This window comes from Flavobacteriales bacterium (genome assembly GCA_016699575.1).
GTDB lineage: Bacteria > Bacteroidota > Bacteroidia > Flavobacteriales_F > PHOS-HE28 > PHOS-HE28.
Genome location: CP064979.1, coordinates 2,077,756 through 2,095,253 on the forward strand (window position 1 = coordinate 2,077,756; position 17,498 = coordinate 2,095,253).

At 61.5% G+C, this 17,498-nt stretch carries 14 protein-coding genes; 10 read left to right on the top strand and 4 right to left on the bottom strand.

The features are described from left to right. Positions 1-120 precede the first annotated feature (120 nt). The 5 genes from IPJ76_08505 (at position 121) to IPJ76_08525 (ending at position 8,912) form a co-directional block, all read left to right on the top strand. Entirely contained in the window at positions 121-3,807 is a 3,687-nt protein-coding gene (locus IPJ76_08505; GenBank protein QQR88235.1) for a T9SS type A sorting domain-containing protein, read from the top strand. Positions 3,808-3,823: 16 nt separating this feature from the next. Beyond that, positions 3,824-5,029 (top strand): DUF418 domain-containing protein, encoded by a 1,206-nt coding sequence (locus tag IPJ76_08510; GenBank protein QQR88236.1) that lies wholly within the window; start codon positions 3,824-3,826, stop codon positions 5,027-5,029. Positions 5,030-5,241: 212 nt separating this feature from the next. Next, entirely contained in the window at positions 5,242-6,852 is a 1,611-nt protein-coding gene (locus IPJ76_08515; protein QQR88237.1) for a sensor histidine kinase, read from the top strand. After that, on the top strand, positions 6,849-7,496 hold the full coding sequence (locus IPJ76_08520; protein ID QQR88238.1) for a response regulator transcription factor: 648 nt from the start codon (positions 6,849-6,851) through the stop codon (positions 7,494-7,496). Before IPJ76_08515 ends, IPJ76_08520 begins: the two co-directional genes overlap by 4 nt. 96 nt (positions 7,497-7,592) lie before the next feature. Beyond that, the gene (locus IPJ76_08525; protein QQR88239.1) at positions 7,593-8,912 is read left to right on the top strand and encodes a T9SS type A sorting domain-containing protein; all 1,320 of its coding nucleotides are present in this window, start codon (positions 7,593-7,595) and stop codon (positions 8,910-8,912) included. On the opposite strand, the gene IPJ76_08530 is transcribed toward IPJ76_08525, so the two are convergent. Then, the gene (locus tag IPJ76_08530) at positions 8,913-9,323 is read right to left on the bottom strand and encodes a RidA family protein (protein QQR88428.1); all 411 of its coding nucleotides are present in this window, start codon (positions 9,321-9,323) and stop codon (positions 8,913-8,915) included. Positions 9,324-9,358: 35 nt separating this feature from the next. Continuing rightward, on the bottom strand, positions 9,359-10,324 hold the full coding sequence (locus IPJ76_08535; GenBank protein ID QQR88240.1) for a hypothetical protein: 966 nt from the start codon (positions 10,322-10,324) through the stop codon (positions 9,359-9,361). Between the two features lie 153 nt (positions 10,325-10,477). Between IPJ76_08535 and IPJ76_08540 the strand changes: the two genes are divergently transcribed. Together IPJ76_08540 and IPJ76_08545 are read left to right on the top strand one after the other, a co-directional pair. Beyond that, complete coding sequence (locus IPJ76_08540; GenBank protein ID QQR88241.1) at positions 10,478-11,086, top strand: LysE family transporter; 609 nt, start codon at positions 10,478-10,480, stop codon at positions 11,084-11,086. Between the two features lie 49 nt (positions 11,087-11,135). After that, positions 11,136-11,645, top strand: coding sequence for a DUF1761 domain-containing protein (locus tag IPJ76_08545; GenBank protein ID QQR88242.1), 510 nt, complete (start codon positions 11,136-11,138; stop codon positions 11,643-11,645). 49 nt (positions 11,646-11,694) lie between these two features. On the opposite strand, the gene IPJ76_08550 is transcribed toward IPJ76_08545, so the two are convergent. Together IPJ76_08550 and IPJ76_08555 are read right to left on the bottom strand one after the other, a co-directional pair. Then, positions 11,695-12,855 (bottom strand): metal-dependent hydrolase, encoded by a 1,161-nt coding sequence (locus tag IPJ76_08550; GenBank protein QQR88243.1) that lies wholly within the window; start codon positions 12,853-12,855, stop codon positions 11,695-11,697. 1 nt (position 12,856) lies between these two features. Next, the gene (locus tag IPJ76_08555; protein QQR88244.1) at positions 12,857-14,041 is read right to left on the bottom strand and encodes a GNAT family N-acetyltransferase; all 1,185 of its coding nucleotides are present in this window, start codon (positions 14,039-14,041) and stop codon (positions 12,857-12,859) included. 80 nt (positions 14,042-14,121) lie between these two features. On the opposite strand from IPJ76_08555, the gene IPJ76_08560 reads away from it, so the two are divergent. The 3 genes from IPJ76_08560 (at position 14,122) to IPJ76_08570 (ending at position 17,483) form a co-directional block, all read left to right on the top strand. Then, complete coding sequence (locus tag IPJ76_08560) at positions 14,122-15,204, top strand: efflux RND transporter periplasmic adaptor subunit (protein ID QQR88245.1); 1,083 nt, start codon at positions 14,122-14,124, stop codon at positions 15,202-15,204. A 100-nt stretch (positions 15,205-15,304) separates the two neighbouring features. Next, entirely contained in the window at positions 15,305-16,573 is a 1,269-nt protein-coding gene (locus tag IPJ76_08565; GenBank protein QQR88246.1) for an ABC transporter permease, read from the top strand. A 229-nt stretch (positions 16,574-16,802) separates the two neighbouring features. Beyond that, entirely contained in the window at positions 16,803-17,483 is a 681-nt protein-coding gene (locus IPJ76_08570; protein QQR88247.1) for an ABC transporter ATP-binding protein, read from the top strand. The last annotated feature ends 15 nt before the right edge of the window (positions 17,484-17,498 follow it).

Genomic DNA, 17,498 nt, shown 5'->3' on the forward strand with positions numbered 1-17,498 from the left:
GGATTTCATGTCTGTCATACTTATACGTACAACGCTCACTCACCATTCCCCGCGTTCGATCGATCCAGCTTGTTCTGCGCTCGCGGTCATGCTCCCTTGGTGGCACCAAAGCCAGTTGCCATGTGCCGTGCAATCCTCCTTGTAGCTCTCATCGCACCGCTGATCGGGTTCGCCCAGGTAGGGAGCAACCTCTCTTGCGCCACGGCGCTCGACCTTCAAGTCTCGCCCACCAATGTGCCGCAAGAACTGATCCCCATGGACGGTGATTGGTACAGCAATGCGGTACCCGACCCGGTAACAGCATGCAGCGGGAGTTCGCTCTGCCTGACGGCTTGGTTCAGGTTCACGGCCACGGCTGCGCAGCATTGGCTGGTCACCGAGGGCGCCGATAGCGATTTCGCCATCATTGAAATGTTCAGCGGGTCGTGCGGAACCTTGTCGAGCATCGGTTGCTACGTGCAGAATTCGGGGAATATGGTGTTCAACGGTCTGGCGCCAGGGACCGCGTACCATTTCCGTGTACAGATGCAGGCCAACCCCAACTGCACGGCGAACGACTGCACCACGTGGATCGGCGTGGTCTCCGCTCCATCGCACGATGCGTGTTCCGGTGCCATCGAGCTGCCGGTGATCGCAGGGGCGGTACAGGCCAGTCCTGCAACGGAAGTGAGCTCGGTGGGTGCCACGCAGAGCCAGGCAGCGTGCGGTGGTGGAGCGGCTTCCAACGATGATGTTTGGTTCCGGTTCACGGCGACCCATGCCGCGCATATGTTCGAGTTGGAACCGCTCTTCGCCGGGCAGGATAACGTGGTGGAGTGGTTCAGCGGCACATGCGGCGCGCTCACCAGCCTTGCCTGCGACCAGGAGATCATCGCCGGACTTACGCCAGGTGCGGAGTACCACATTCGCGTTTACAGCCAAAGCACCGATCCGGAGATCTCCTTGCGTGCGATGGCCGCGGTGTTCGCGCCCGCCACCAACGATGAATGCGCTGGTGCTCATGCCATGGAGGTGACCTTGGCAGGTGAAGAACCATTGCCGGTAAGCCTGTCGACCATACATACCACCGGCAGCACCGTGCCGTGCGATGTGCAGCAGCACGACGCGTGGATCTCCTTCGTAGCTCCGGGACCGAGTGTGCTGTTCGTCACCGAAGGCAGCGGTTACGTGGCCCTGTTCAGCGGTGGCTGCGGCTCATTGGTGTGCGAAGGCGCGGGTCAGACCGGTCCGGAGCGCGAATTCACAGGCCTTGTACCCGGCAACACGTACCATGTGAAGATCGATGCCACCACGTCTTCCAGGAAGAACATGAAGGTGTGGGCCTTCGCGCCGATGCCGAATGACGCTTGCATATCGGCCGGGGTGCTCGCCGTTCAGAGCGGCGGCGTGGAATACGCGCAGGGTCACCTCTTCAACTCCTCCGCAGCGGCCTGGTACCGCTTCACCGCGACCAAGCCCCGTTTGTTGGTGGACGGGTTCAGAACGGCTGGTGACGGCTACCCCGGATGCACCATATACAGCGGGGCGTGTGGATCACAAACACAGTTGTTCTCATCCACGGGGATGCATAATGCTCTGGTGATGGACGCGCTGACCGTGGGCCAGGAGTACTTCATCAAGGTGGAGTCCACTACGCAACAGGCGTTCCGCATCGCGGTGCGCGAACCGGTGGAGAACGACGTCTGCGACGGTGCACTGGAGCTTGCGTTCAGTTCGCCGCAGGACTATTCCTCCATCCTTCCGGTGCGGAACAACCTGGCGGACGACGGCACGGGCGGCTGCCTGCCGTTCAAGGACCTCTGGTACCGCTTCACCGCGACCCATACGAGCGCGGGCATGGTGATCGTGTATGGCATGGGCACCATCGAGTGGTTCTCCGGTGCGTGCGGTGCGCTCACCAGCTTGGGATGCTTCAACACCACGTCGAAGGCGCTGTTCACCGGTCTGACACCAGGAACGGAGTACCGCATCCGTGTGTCGAGCACCGCGATCGGCATGCGCTTCACCCCGATGCTGTTCGATCAGCCGGTGAACGATGAGGTGGGCGGGGCGCTCGTTGCTCCCATCGGCTCAGCGTTCGCTTGGCCCATGGAGCAGTTCTGGACCTTCGGTGCATCGCAGAGCCTGGCCGCCAACTGCTCCGGCTCATCGGATGACGATACCTGGTTCACGTTCACCGCGAGCGCCGCTGCACATATCGTGGCAGCTATGCCGCGCAACAACTTTTTCGAGGAAGAAGCGCCCGGCGCCTTTCCGTTCATGATCGAAGTGTTCGACACGGTGTCCACCGACGCTGCCGTGCTCAATGCCCATGTGCTTGGCTGTGGTCCAAGTCCGTTCGCGCTTACCGGGCTCACCGTCGGCCGGCAATACCTCTACCGTGCCTATCATCCCGACCCTGGGGCCGCCGGTACATGCGCCTACATTTCCGGCGTTTCCACGAGCAACAACGACGAGGCGGCAGGAGCCATGTTGTTGAACTACACCGATACCTACAGCGCGTTCTTCACCACCGCAGGCGCCACGCAAAGCCAGCCCGGCGCCGATTGCCAGGTGGACGATGCGGCGGATGACGACATCTGGTTCACGTTCACGGCCACATCGGCGCTGGGGCGGTTGGCCATCGAGGCCGATCAGGATGTGACCATCGAGCTGTTCTCCGGCACATCCGGCAGCCTTACGAGCATCGCTTGCGACGGGAACATCCTCGACCTGCCGGCGCTGACCGCGGGCCAGACCTACTATGCCCGTGTATACAGTTGGAGCGGTCTCGCGGATGCGAAGGGCCGCATCGGGTTGATGGCAACGCCTTCGCTCACGGCCAACGGCTGCGTGGATGAGATCTGCCTCGGACCGGTCCTGGTGCCCAATCACGGTCTGGAGCAAGAGCACTGTGCCGTCCATCTGGCCGAGGTGACCGACATGGGCGGCGTCGGCACGCAACTCGTTCCGGGCTGGCGACGCATGAACGTCAGTTCGAGCGATCCGTTCAATAGCTGCGCCCCCATGAGTTGGACCCAGGACAACCCCGGTTTGCCTGGCATCAGTGGCACACGACGTTTCCTTTCGCGGAGCGGGAAGGGCATGGCCGGTCAGATCCTCCGTGAATCCGCCGGGATCGATTACGTTGAATACATCCAGGCCGCGCTCTCTGAGCCGCTGGTGCCCGGCGAACCATATCTCGTTTCCTATTACGTTGCCACTTCGCGCCAGATGCTCTGCATCGGAGGGCTGGACGCGGTCCTTACCGAAGGCCCCTTGAGCCAACTGTCCTATGCGACATTGAAGGTGGAGCCCTCCGTCCTATCGAGTGAGGTCATCTGTTCAGAGGATTGGACGAACATCTGCGGCGTGGTGGTCCCGGAAAGCGCTGTGGACCACATCACCATCGGTTCGTTCCTGGCCCAAGGGGCGGGCGCCGATCTGGGGGTGCCCGGAAGCGTGGCGTACTACTTCGTTGATGATGTGGTGGTGGCGCGCATCAACGATCCCGGTTGCATCACCGCCATCGGTGATGTGCCACCCTTGGACGAAGAAGTCGCTGGCAATGGCGATGCGCTCCGCGTATACCCCAACCCCGCGAGCGACCTGCTCAACATCGTAGCGGAACCAGCGCTCTTCGGCCAGCGCGCGGTGATCGAAGTGTTCGATGCCACCGGCAGCCGTGTGCATGCAGAGCAGGTGAACTTCTTCAACGCGCTGCAACCGCTTGACCTGTCGCGCGAGTGGAAGGAAGGCTTGTACCTCGTGATGGTGCGCGTGGAAGGGCAAGGCCCGAAAGCGGCGCGGGTGGTGGTGAAGCGGTGAGCACGATCTTCGGCGCATGGCCGCCCCCAACACCCAGCGCACCGACCTCCTCGACGCCCTGCGTGGCTTCGCCCTCTTCGGTGTGGTTTGGAGCAACTACGCGATCCTGTCGGTCTGGATGTTCATGCCGCCCGATGCGCGAGCAGCGTTGCCGGGCGCTGGGCTCGACGATGCGCTCAAGGCCTTCCACACCATCCTCATCGACGGCAAGTTCTACTCGATCTTCTCCATGCTCTTCGGGATCGGTTTCGGCTTCTTCCTGGGCAAGGGCAGCGATGGGCTCTGGCGCTTCTACCGGCGCATGTTCATCCTGCTGCTGATCGGCTGGCTGCACATCCGCTACCTGTGGGCGGGCGACATCCTCTTCCTCTACGCACTGCTCGGTCTGCTGCTGCCACTGTTCCGAGGGATGAGCGACCGCGCGCTCCTGATCACAGCCGCTGCACTGATCCTTTCGCCGATCCTCATCGATGCGGCCGTGGTGCTCACCAACGCGCGTTTCGATCCGGTAAAGCCGATGATCGAATGGATGGAGGCGAGTGATGCGCGATACGGCAATTCCACGTTCGCGGCTTTTCTCGCACTTCCCGAAGGCGGCTGGTCCGAGTTTTTCCGCGCGAACGAGCGCGGCTGGATCTTCCGCTTCTTGAATCTGGTGGAGAGCAATCGTCCACCGAAAGTGCTCGGTCTCTTTCTGCTTGGTCTGTGGGTGTCGCGGCGCAAGCTCTTCGTGGATGTGGAACAACACGCATTTCTGCTGAAGCGGATCTGCATCGGCGGTCTACTCATCGGCTTGCCCAGTTCGGTACTGATGTGGTGGGCCGACCATCACGTTGGTTATCCACCTGAGCCCGCCTCATTGCTGCGCGCCGTGAGCTATGCCTTCGGCGTGGTGCCTCTCGCGATCGCGTACGCGAGTGGTTTCGGCTTGCTCTGGTTGAACGAAGGATGGAAAAAGCGACTTCTCACGTTGGCGCCTATGGGCCGCATGGCGCTCACCAATTACCTGATGCAGACCCTCATCGCGCTCGCGTTGTTCACCGGGCTTGGACTTGGCTGGGGCACGCGCGTGAGCGCCTGGCAGTTCGAGGCCCTCGCCTTGGCCGTATTCATCGTGCAGGTGCTCTGGAGCCGCTGGTGGTTGGCGCGTTTCCAGTTCGGCCCCTTCGAGTGGGCGTGGCGCAGCCTCACTTACGGGAAGCTGATGGCGATGCGGAAATGAGGAACGGCAGCGGTCAGGTCCGTGGCTTCACACGTTCAGGCACACTGTCAGGCTCTGGAAATGCACAACGCGGTCAACGAAGACGCACGATACTAGAACGCGCCGCACAGCAGCACCATGTGTTCTGGGCGGAAAAATTCGTCAGGGATCGATGCGCTTGCGGAGCACTTCAACAACGATCCCGATATTGAACGCCGATGACCTCTTCGGCCATGACCCGCTGTTGGATGCTTGTACCGGTGCTACTTGCATGCATCGGCGCGCGGGCGACCGACCGCACACGCGCGGACAGCCTTTTCCGCGTTGGCGACTATGCCGGTGTCCTGCAGGAATACCTGACCGAACTAGAGCAGGCCGAACGCGTCAACGATGACCTGTCGCGCGCGCAGGCCACCATGCGCGTAGGCCGCGCGCACTACTACCTGCGGCACAAGGACGAGGCCCGCAGCTGGTTCGCTCGTGCCATCACGATCGCGCAAGGCATCGGCGCCGATACCCTGGTCGCGAAATGCCAGCGCAACATGGGCGCCGTTCTCTGGGAACAAGGCCGCATTGATTCCGCACGTTACTACCTGGAGCGGGCCGAACCCGTTCTGCTGCGGCAGGACAACGCCTCGGAACTGGCCACCTTCTACGGCATCCTTTTCGAGCTGCGCTTCCGAGCGGAGAAGGACACTGTGGAAGGCGAACGTTTGGCGCACCTGGGCGAACGGTATGCGCGCCGCACCGGCGACCCGGAGCGCATCGCCTTCGCGCTGATGAAGCGCGGCATCCTGCTGATGGAGACCGGCCGTTGTGAAGAGAGCCTGGACATCTTCCGCGAAGGCGAGGAATTGTACGAGCGCGGCGGTCACCTCGAAGGCCGCATGTACGCCCTATCGAGCCTGGCCAACGCCATGGGCCTCTGCGGCCGTGCCGTGGAGTGCATGATGCTCTACCGCCAGCACAACATCCTGCGCGATTCGCTCTTCAACGCGCGCACCGCCGACCGCGCCGCGCACTACCAGGCGATCTTCGACACGCAGCAGAAGGAGATCGAGAACCTGGCCCTGCGCGAGCGCAATCAACGCATCATTGGTGCGGGTGTGCTCAGCGTGCTGCTCGTGGGTTTTCTCTCCTTCGTTGTGTACAAGCGCCGCGAGCTGCAGCGCCAACGCATGCATGCGCTTCGCTTGCGCGAAGAACAGTTGCAGCGCTTCCGCGAGGTGGTGGGCGCGCAGGAGACTGAACGTGCGCGCATCGCGGCGGATCTGCACGATGGCATCGGTCACCAGCTCGGCGCCATCAAGCTCAGCACCTCCGTCCTGCACGGTCGCGATGAACGGGAACAAACCATACTGGACAAGTCGCGCGCGATGATCGACGATGCCGCGCGCGACGTGCGGCAGGTGTCCCACCGGCTGATGCCGCGCTCCCTGGAAGACCTGGGTCTGGTACCCGCTCTGCGCGAACTCGCGGAACGTTTGAGCACCAGCGGCACGGTGCGCGTGCTTTTCACCAGTGCTTCGGAAGACATCCCGCTGGATGAAGCGGTCCGCATCGCGCTCTATCGGATCGCGCAAGAGGTGACGAACAATATGCTGAAGCACGCGCAGGCGCAGGAGATCAGGATCCTGCTGGAGCGCGAACAAGCCCTGCGTATGACCATCACCGATGATGGTCGTGGCTTCGACACGGCCGAACTGGAGCGCAGCGATGGGCTCGGTTGGCGCAATGTTCACGCACGGCTTGAATTGATCGGTGGCCGCTTGCACCTTCGCTCCGCACCCGGCGAAGGCACCAGTGTGCAGGTGGAAGTACCCATGAACGCTACGGACCGATGAACAAGGAGGCAACGCGCATCTGGCTCGCGGATGATCATGCGCTGGTGTTGGACGGGCTGGAACTCGTACTTGGAACACGTCCCGATCTGCGTGTGCTGGGGCGTTCCACCAACGGTGACGAACTGCTCGCTGCCTTGCGCATGAAGGACATTCGGTTGGTCATCACCGACCTGCGCATGCCCGGCGGTACGGACGGCCTGGAACTGATGACGCGCATAAAACAAGAGCATCCGCAGGTGCGCGTGATCGTGGTGAGCATGAGCGACGAACTGGAAATCGTGCATCGCCTCTTCCTCGCCGAAGTGGACGGCTACATCCTGAAGAACTCCGGCAAGGATGAACTGCTCGCGGCCATCGACGATGTGCTGGATGACCGCATCCATTTCGAGAAGGACCTGCTCACCCGCATCCTGAAACGGCAGCGCGAGCAGGCCAAGGGCCATACCCTTCCCAAGGCGCTGAGCGAACGCGAACGCGAAGTTCTCGACCTGATCATGCAGGAATTCACCAGCAAGCAGATCGCGGAGAAGCTCTTCATCAGCAAGCAAACGGTGGACACCCATCGCCTGCACATCATGGAGAAGACCGGCGCGCGCACCCTGGTGGGCCTTATCAAGTACGCGGTGGCCAGCGGTCTCGCCTGACACATCCATACTTCTCGGGATGCCGAATCCGTACTTGTATGGATCGACACGCATCTGCGGCCGGTCTTGCTTTGTGGCCACACCAACACGCCACGCATGAAGCAGCTCTCCACGCTCGTCCTGTTCGCACTCGTCGCCACCAGCAACGCCCAAAGCTGGACCTATGTGGGCAGCGCTTGCGCATTGCCCTCCGGCTCGGCGGAGATGGAATTCCGCAGCGACGGCAGCGCCGTGGCCGTCAGCTTCGAGCCCTTCGGCTTGAGCGTGCGCGAGTGGGACGGATCGGCGTGGAGCGCCTTGCCCGTACCAACCGACGTGACCGGTCTGATCGGTGGTTTCGATCTGGAGATCCATGCGGATGAAGTGTACCTCGCCGTGAGCAACACCGCGCTGAAAGTGTACCGCCTGGACGCTGGCTTATGGACCGCGCTCGGTAGCGGCATCTCCGGCACCTGGTCCACGAACTACGATTTCTTGATCATGGACAACGGTACGCCCGTGGTGGTGCATGGTACCGATGGCCGGGTGCTCACCTTCGATGGCGCGGCGTGGAACCTGAGCTACACCCTGCCCCAGGGCGTCTTCCCCGATCTCAACCTCTACGGCATCACCGGCGACCATACCGTAGGCTGCACCGTTACGAACCAGCTCGTGTACGTGGTCTCCGTGCAGAACCGCCAGTTCATGCGTGCGCTCGACGGCGGCACCGAAACGATGGTGGGCGATACCATCACGCCGCATGCGCCCTTCACGCCATACCAGAGCAACATCTTCCGCAATGGCGGCGGTGCGCTCTTCGTCACCATGCAAGCATTCGGCGGAACGCCTTTCATCAAAACGCTCAATGGCGCTTCGTGGACGCAGTTCGGCGACAGCACCAACTCACAGCTCGGCGGCGGCAACATGCTGCTCGCCTTCCGCAGTGCTACGCATCCGGTCCTCGGCAACTCCGGCAGCATCGGCAAACGCGTGTACGCGGTGGATGGGGCCACCAGCACGTTCAATGCGCTGGACACCCTGAGCCATGCCGGCTTCGCCCAGCTCACCGACCTGGACGTGGACCCCACGGATGGCAGCGTGCATGCCACGTTCAACTGCCTGCCCACAGCGGCCGTCATGAAGTACAGCGGCTCTTCCGGTATCGCCGACCATGCTCTCGGCAACAGCTTGCAGGTTTTCCCGAATCCGGCCAATGACCGCCTCACCGTCGCTTTGGGCAGTGCCTTCACCAGTGGTTCGGGCACGATCGAGTTGGTCGATGGGACCGGTCGCAGCGTGTTCACGGAGCGCGTACCGGTGCTGAGCCCTGCGTACACGATCCACCTTGCCTCCGGATTTTCGGATGGCATGTATCTGGTGGTTGTGCGCGTCAATGGGGATGTACCGCGGACCGCGCGCATCCTGGTTCAGCGCTGATCAAACAGTCGCCACAACCTTCAGCTCAATGGCGATCGGCGTCGGTAGGCAGTTGATCTCCAAGGTCGTGCGGCACGGCGGGTCCTTCTCGAAGTACTCCTTCCACAAGCGGTTGTAAGTCGGGAAGTCATCCTTCATGTTCGTGAGGTACACCGTCACGTCCACGATCTTCTCCCAGCTGCTGCCGCTGTCCTCCAGGATCCACTTCACGTTCTGGAACACGCTGCGCACCTGCGTTTCGATGTCGTAGGAGGCGATGGTTCCATCGGCGTTCAGCTCCACGCCGGGGATCTTCTTCGTGCCGCGTTCGCGCGGGCCCACGCCGCTGAGGAAAAGCAGATCGCCCACTCGGCGGGCATGCGGGTAGTGGCCTACGGGCTCGGGGGCTTTGTTGCTGCTGATGCTGCTCATGGTGAACGGATCGCCACGAAGGTCGTGCTTGCACTTCAACGTTGGAAGTACGTTGCCGTGGTGAAGGGTTGCTCGAAGTACGATCTCCAGAAGGAAGCACCACGGTGCACGGCCAAACGGGCTTCTGCCCACCCGACGGCATAGAAGCAGATGCGTTGGTCGTTGGCCAGGTCGGTCCGTGTGAGCTCCTCCATGGCGTTAGTCTCGACCGCCTGCGCCAGACTCCGTGTATCGGCGTCGATCTCCTTCCAAGTGATGTCCTTCGCCACCAGCAGTTCCAGCACATGTTGCTCCATGGAACGAGCGGTGCCTTCCTGCCAAAGCTGGAGGTCCAAGTATCGGGCATCCTTGGGGCTCAGCCCGGTGAACAGCGCTCTGCGCGCAGCAGCTATCATGTCGTTCCTAGCATTCATGCCGGTGCTACCTGGGGCAAAGGCGGCGAGCAGTGCGCTTCTGTATCGATCGAACGCGTGCACTACCGCAGTATCGGTATAGCAGAAGGGATAGTTCAACATCCACATACCTGTCTCGTCGCCGCCGGAGAGTTCCAGTGCGTTCACACCATCGTAGTATCCGGGCCTGTTGAACTGTACTTGATGGAAGTGCTCATGCAACAGCGTGCTCGTCCATTCGCCTGGCGAAAGCCCGGTGTTCGCCAAGGTGCCGATCACGACCGTGGGCAGGCCGTTCACGGCGGGCATGGTGGCCAACAAGTTGGGAGGGAACATCCGCGGTCGGGAAACAACGGTGCCCGGGCCGAGGAACGAAGGATCGGCTGCAAAGTCATCGCTGGGATAGGGATGACCGAACAGATATTCCGTGCTGTCGGTGACGAGCAGAACGGCGAAGTGAGTTGAGGACCAGCCCGGGCAGGGTTCATCGCCGAGCTGTTCAAGTGTTTCCCAGGCTGTGGTTATGCAACGGGTTTCCGTGGCGTAAGGCCCTTGCGGTCTACAGCTCGTGGCAAGAACGGCCAGGGTGGCGAAGAGCATGATGCGCATGTGAGCCAAGCTATCGTGCCGGGATACGGGGTAACGCCAACAAATCACAAAAAACACTGTAGGGTTTGCAGGAGCAGTTGGGTCGCACCGTGGAGGGCGTCGTTGTGAAGGCTGATCCTCGATCGGTCGCACATCCTGCAGCACCTTTGCCCAATGCCGTTCGTTCAAGGTCTCGGTATTGGACTGGCCACTGCGCTATTGCTGGGTCCGGTGTTCTTCACGCTGCTTCGCGCAGCCATGGAGCATGGGTTCAAAGGCGGGGCATTGGTTGCGATGGGTATCATCATTTCCGATGTCGTGGCTTTGTTGATCTGCGCATCAGGCGCGCGGGTTCTGTTCGGCGCTCCGCTCAATGGCCAGGTGCTCGCACTGCTTGGGGGCATTCTGTTGTTCGTGCTGGGTCTTTTTTATTTGCTGAAGACGCCGCGCACCGGACCTTCTCAAGTTGTGCTTCGCAAACGCGATGCGCTGGGGCTCTTCACCAGCGGCTTCTTGGTCAATTTCGTGAACCCGTTCGTCTTCGCGGTGTGGACGGGACTTGTCCTGCACGCTACCAATGCATACGCCGCGGCACACGACAGGACCTGGTTCTTCGTTGCCGTGCTTGTGGGCATCCTTGCTAGCGACCTATTGAAGGCTTGGTTCGCGCCGCGCCTGGCCCGCTTGCTGTCGATCAAGGTGATGACGTGGGTGCACCGTGGCATCGCTGTACTGCTTGTAGTGTCCAGCGCCAGGTTGTTCTGGCTGGCAAGCCTGGGATGAGGCGTTGGGCAGCCGAATAGATTTGGCGCTTCACCTAACCCCCAAGATCATGCAAGTCAACTGGCTCGTTCAACTGCTCGCGGCCCTGGTGCCGATGCTCGTCGGTATGATATGGTACAACCCCAAGGTCTTCGGCACCGCTTGGATGAACGCGGCCGGAATGACCGATGAGAAGATCAAAGGCGCCAATATGCCGGTGATCTACGGTATCAGCTTGGTCATGGCCTTCTTGTTCGGGCTCGCGTACAAGATCTTAGCGGACCACGGCACCATGTTCGATGCGTTCTTCAGGCCGGTGATGGAGCACGGCATGGGCATCGATGCGACCACGGCGTTCGGGACTGAACTGAAGGGGCATATCGATGCGTACGTGGCCCGCTACAGCAGCTGGACCCACGGTCTTGCCCATAGCGTCATCCTCTCTGTTGTCGTGGTGCTGCCCATCATCGTCACCAACGCGCTGTTCGAGCGCAAGTCGTTCAAGTACATGATGGTGAACTGGGGTTACTGGGCCGTGACGATCGCCCTCATGTTCATGGTGGTGGCCCAGTTCGGCTGAGCAGCGGAATGCATGGCAAGGAACGCGGGCTCCGGTCCGCGTTCTTCGTTCATTCCCCTTTCACACGAGCCCAGAGCTCCTTCATCAGGCTTCCGAAGTCTTCGCCCTTCGGCGGGCCGGGGGGGATCAAGGCCACGCGCAGATCGTCACCGTCCGGGATCAGCAGGTAGGAGAACACGAAGGGTTTGTCCGGTGCGGGTTCGCCCATCTGCCCGAAACGCAGGTCGTTGAAGACGATGGTGTCGCCCTTCAGCCGAACGACGAAGTTGTGATCGGCAAGGACTTCAAGGCGCCGCACCTTCTCGTGACCGGTCCAGGGTCCCAGGTTTTCCAAGCCCTTTTCCACACGCACGAATTCCACTTCGGGCTTGGTATCGAGCAATGAATGGTAGGCCAGGAGGAAGTGGTCCCCGGCATCCACGTTCACCGTCCAAAGGATGCTGTTGAAGGGCGTGGGCCTGGTGGAGAAGTCCGTGTACGCGATGTGCTGCCGCTCCAGCGATGCTGCAATGGCCCCAACGGCCGTGCGTTTGCAAACGATGGTGAAGAGCATGTATGCGGAACTGATCCCGATGCCGAACCAGTTGACCCATCGGCGCCGTCCGGGCATTTGCCCGGATCTATCGCGCCGCATGAACATCACCGCGCCCACGCAGATCATGAACGGCACGGTGTAGAGCGGGTCCACCACGAAGATGTTGTTCCAGCTCAACTTCCACGGCAACGGCCAGAAGAGCTGCGTGCCCCAGGTGGTGTGGCAGTCGAGCAGCGGGTGCGTTACGAGGCTCCACCAGAACAGTCGCGTCCACTCCTTGCGCGTGCCGCTGTCCTCGTTGCGCCTTCTGCGGAAGATGAGCAGGATGAAGGCCGCGGTGATGACGAGCAGCAGGGCGCGCACGGCCATGCTCTCCGCGCTCTGCACGAACGTGAGCGCCACCAACAATGTGAAAACCGACAACAGTGATGCCGTGTGCCGTTTGAGCCACCAGGCCAGCACGGGTGCCATCACCGCGCTGAAGAAGATGGAGTGCGTAATGCCGCGGTGCAGTTCGTTGGCACGCAGCGGATCGAAGAGCGAGCGGGCCAGCACATCGAGGTCGGGGATGGTGCCTGCGATGGCGCCCCAGAGGATGGCCTTGTTCCCGACTTTCCGACCGAGCACGGCTTCACCAACGGCTGCGCCCAGGACGATCTGTGTCAGGGAGTCCATCTCAGGCGAGAGCGCGTTTGAACGGGTTGCGCAGTTCGAACACGCTGGGTTGAACGCTCCGCAGCAACGGGCCGATCAACTTGTTGGCCACATGGTTCCGGTGGCGCACCAGGAAGTACATGTCCTCCGGCACAGCGCCCAGGTTGCTCTTCGCTTGTTCGGCCGTGCGACCGAAGTTGATGCGCGCCGATTTCCACTGCAGGGCGCACACCAAGTGGTCGATGAGCATGCGCTGGTAGATGGCGTGACGCTCGTTGTGTTCGTGGTCGAGTCCCACGTAATGGGCATCGAGCGTATCGCCGTTGACGAACGCCGTGCTGAAGCCGACCAGTGCACCATCGAGCTCATAGGCGAGGAAGCGGAACGCATCGCCCAACTGCCGCTTCCAGTCCGTGTACACCGACACGTTCAACCGCCCCATGACGAAGGGAGAACGCGCCAACACATTGTCCAGCAATACTTGTGAGCGATCTGTGTGCTGCTTGATCCCGGCTGCATCGAGCATGCTCACCGTGAGGGTCTCGGAGCGTTTCATCACGTTCTTCAAACGTGTGCGCGCTTTGGCAGTGAGCGCGGCTTGGTAATCGTCCAGAGAATTCCAATCGGGGTCGATGGGCATCACCATGTTCACGTCCGTGCGCATCAGGTGGAAACCCTTGGGGGGGCTGAGCGGCGTGGCGGAAGCCTGCGGTGGCACGATGTCTTTCACCACCAATGCGCTGGCCTTTGTGGGGAACGGATCGCCTTTCTCCAGGCGCTGTAGAGTGTCGGCAACCGTGGCTATGCGCTGTTCCATGGTGACCTCCTCGGTGAAATGGCTTCCGTGGTCGCCCGCGTGGAACACGTTGCCGGCAACGAGGCAGCGCACCCGCCGATCCTCGAACATGTGGCTGCCCACGCGCTTGCCCAAGCGGCAGAGCTTGTCGCCATAGGCACTGCCACGGTCTTCGAGATCGACCACTTGGAAGCAGGCGATGCCAACAGGCCGGTTCCCTTTTCCGTAGTAGATCACATACCGGAAGTCCATGCCGCCGTTCATGCGGTCCTCCAAGGCGAGCAGGTGGTCGTATTGCAAGTAGAGGCCAGCACCGCGGGCAACGGTGTTCCAGTCCTCGCGGTGCACCATGTGCAACGATTCGTTGAGGCTGAGCCGGAGGTCCGGGACGCGGTCACAAGAGAAAAGCATCGGGGCGCGGCCAAGGTATTCGGGCCGGTCGCCCTGACGATCGCCGGAAATGATGAGCGGCGGTGCACGACCTTCGCCCCATGATCCGATCGTGGAAAGGCGGAGCGGCCGTGCTGTTCGTGCTTGCTTCCTGCGGCAACGACCGCGAAACCACCAAGCCCACGGTGGGGCCCATTGCCGAGAGCGTGTATGCCAGCGGTGTGGTGAAAGCCGCTGGGCAGTACCAGGTTTTCCCCACGGCAACGGGACAGGTCGTGGCCTTGCTGGTGAGGGAGGGCGATACGGTGAAGGCCGGGACACCACTGTTGCGCATCGATGACCGCAGCACGAGCGCATCGGCCCGGAGCGCGTCTGCGCAAGTGCGGTTGTTGGAGCAGAACGCATCGGACAACGGCCCGGTGTTGGCGCAACTGCGCGAGTCACTGGAACAGGCCCGCGACCGGTTCGGTGTGGACAGCGCGAACTACGAACGGCAAAAGACGCTGTGGGCGCAGCAGATCGGCAGCAAAAGCGAATTGGAGCAGCGCGAGCTGGCCTACAACACGAGCAGGGCCGCAGTAACGCGCGCTGCCAAAGCGCTAACCGAAACGCGCGACCGCCTGCGCACCGAACTTGAAGTGGCGCGCAACAATGCTGCCATCAGCGCGGCGGGCAACGACGATCGTTCACCTGCTAGCCTCATCGACGGGATCGTTTACGACCTACTGGTAGAGCCGGGCGAGCTGGCCACACCGCAGAAAGCCGTCGCCGTGATCGGCAGCGCAACGGACCTGTACCTGGAGTTGGAGGTGGACGAGAAGGACATCGCCCGGGTTCAGGTGGGGCAGGCTGTAGCCGTGACCCTCGAACTCTACGACGAGGCCTTTGATGCCACGGTCACCCGCATCATTCCCTTGATGGATCCACGCTCGCGCACCTTCACCGTGGAGGCACGTTTCGTGAAGGCGCCGCCCAAGCTCTTCCCCAACATCACGGCCGAAGCGAACATCCTCCTGCAACGGAAGGAGCGCGCCATCACCATCCCTGCGAGTTACCTGGTGGACGGCACACATGTGCTCACCAACGCTGACGAACGCACCGAAGTACGCATCGGCTTGCGCGATCCGGGGCACGTGGAGATCCTCGAAGGCATCGACAGTAACACGGTGCTCTATAAGCCCTGATGCGTATCGTACCACAAAGGGCTCGAAGGACGCAAAGAGGAGCGCGTGGTTCTCCTCAGGGTATTCTTCGCGCCCTTTGCGCTCTTTGCGGTAATGTTCAATGGGGGTTCCACGAATGAAGCTCCTGGTCGGCATAGCGGTCACCATCCTTCGTGCCAAGCTGAGGCAGAGCATCGTGGCGGCCGTGGGCGTCATGTTCAGCATCACCATGTTCGTGACATTGCTGGGCTTCATGAACGGGCTGAACGATATGCTCGACGGCCTCATCCTCAACCGCACGCCTCATGTGCGCTTGTACAATGAGCTGAAGGCGACCCCCGAACAGCCGATCGAGCGCAGCATCGGCGATACCACGGTGCACCATTTCATCCGTTCGGTGAAGCCGAAGAGCGAACTCCCCAAGCTGCGCAACGCCGTTGGCATCATGCGCACGCTGGAACAGGACCCGCGCGTGCTCGCCGTATCGCCCCGACTGGTCGCACAGGTCTTTTTTAATGTGGGCACCACCGACCTCAATGCGCAGGTGAGCGGCATAGAGGTGGAACAGGAGGTGCGCTACTACATGTTCGCGGATTACCTCGTACAGGGCGAATCACGCGACCTCGCCACCGGCAACAATGCCGTGGTGCTGGGCAAGGGCCTGGCGGACATGATGGAGGCCAAGGTCGGCGACGTGGTGCAAGTGACCACCGCTTCCGGTGATCGCGCACTGTTGCGCGTGAGCGGCATCTTCCAAAGCGGCATCGCCGAATACGACAAGGTGCAGTGTTACGCGAGCATCAAGACCGTACAGGAGCTCTTGGGCCAACCCAGCAGCTACTACACGGACATCAACGTGAAGTTGAACAACATCCTGGCCGCTCCCGGTGTGGCGAAGGAGCTGGCGCAGCGCTTCGACGTGGATGCGGTGGACATCGAGACGGCCAACGCCCAGTTCGAGACCGGCAGCAAGGTGCGCAGCACCATCAGCTATGCGGTGGGCGTGGTGCTGCTCATCGTTGCGGGCTTCGGCATCTACAACATCCTCAACATGCTCATCTATGAGAAGCTCGACACCATCGCCATCCTGAAAGCAACGGGATTCAGCGGTGGTGATGTGCGCAGGATCTTCCTTGCTCTGAGCATGATCATCGGTATCGTTGGCGCGGCGGGTGGGCTGCTCTTCGGGTTCGCACTGCAGAACGTGGTCGACAATATCCCGTTCGTGACGCAAGCACTGCCCACCGTTACCACCTTCCCCATCGACTACGACCCGAAGTACTACGGCATCGCCGTCGTCTTCGCGCTCATCACCACTTGGATCGCCGGTTGGTTCCCGGCGCGAAAGGCCGCGAAGGTGGATCCGGTGGAGATCATCCGAGGAAAATGAGACCCGAGACCTGCCGCAAAGGACGCAAAGAACATGGCGTTGTTGATATGGAACCACGGATGCCCATGGACAGAGCCGGATCGATGCGCGGCTGTGCTCTTGACATTGGTATGATCCGTGTTCATCCGTGTCCATCCGTGGTAAATGGAACGGGGAGGGGCGCCGTCAGGCGACCCGTCGCTCTCCCTTTGCGCTCATCGCGCCCTTTGCGGTTTATCCCCTGCGCAGTATGACCACCCCGAACATCCTCGATGTACGGAAGGTGAGCAAGTCCTTCCACGATCCGGTGACCGTGCCGGTGCTGAAGGACGTGTCCCTGGCGGTGAAACGCGGCGAGTTCGTGAGCATCACCGGCAAGAGCGGCTGCGGCAAGAGCACGCTGCTCTACGTCCTCAGTACGATGGATACCGACTACGAGGGCGATGTGGTGATCGATGGGGAGAGCACCAGCGGCCTTGACGGGTCGCGGCTGGCCGCCATCCGGAATGAGAAGATCGGCTTCGTCTTCCAGTTCCACTACCTGCTGCCGGAATTCAGCGTGCTCAAGAACGTGATGCTGCCCGCCCTGAAGCTGGGTCGGAAGAGCGCCGAGGAGATCGAGGCCGATGCCATGGCGCGCTTGAAGGAGCTGGAGATGACCGATCAGGCTTTGAAGATGGCCAACCAGTTGAGCGGCGGGCAGAAGCAGCGCGTGGCCATCGCCCGTGCGCTCATCAACGATCCGCTCATCATCATGGGCGATGAACCCACAGGCAACCTGGACAAGCGCAACTCGGAGATCGTCTTCGGCATGTTCGAGCACATCGCCCACGAGCACAAGCGCAGCCTGCTCATCGTCACGCACGACAACGACTTCGCCGCGCGCACGCACCGCAACATCGTTATGGAGGATGGGAGGGTGGTGGCGTGAGTTCGCGTATCGGTG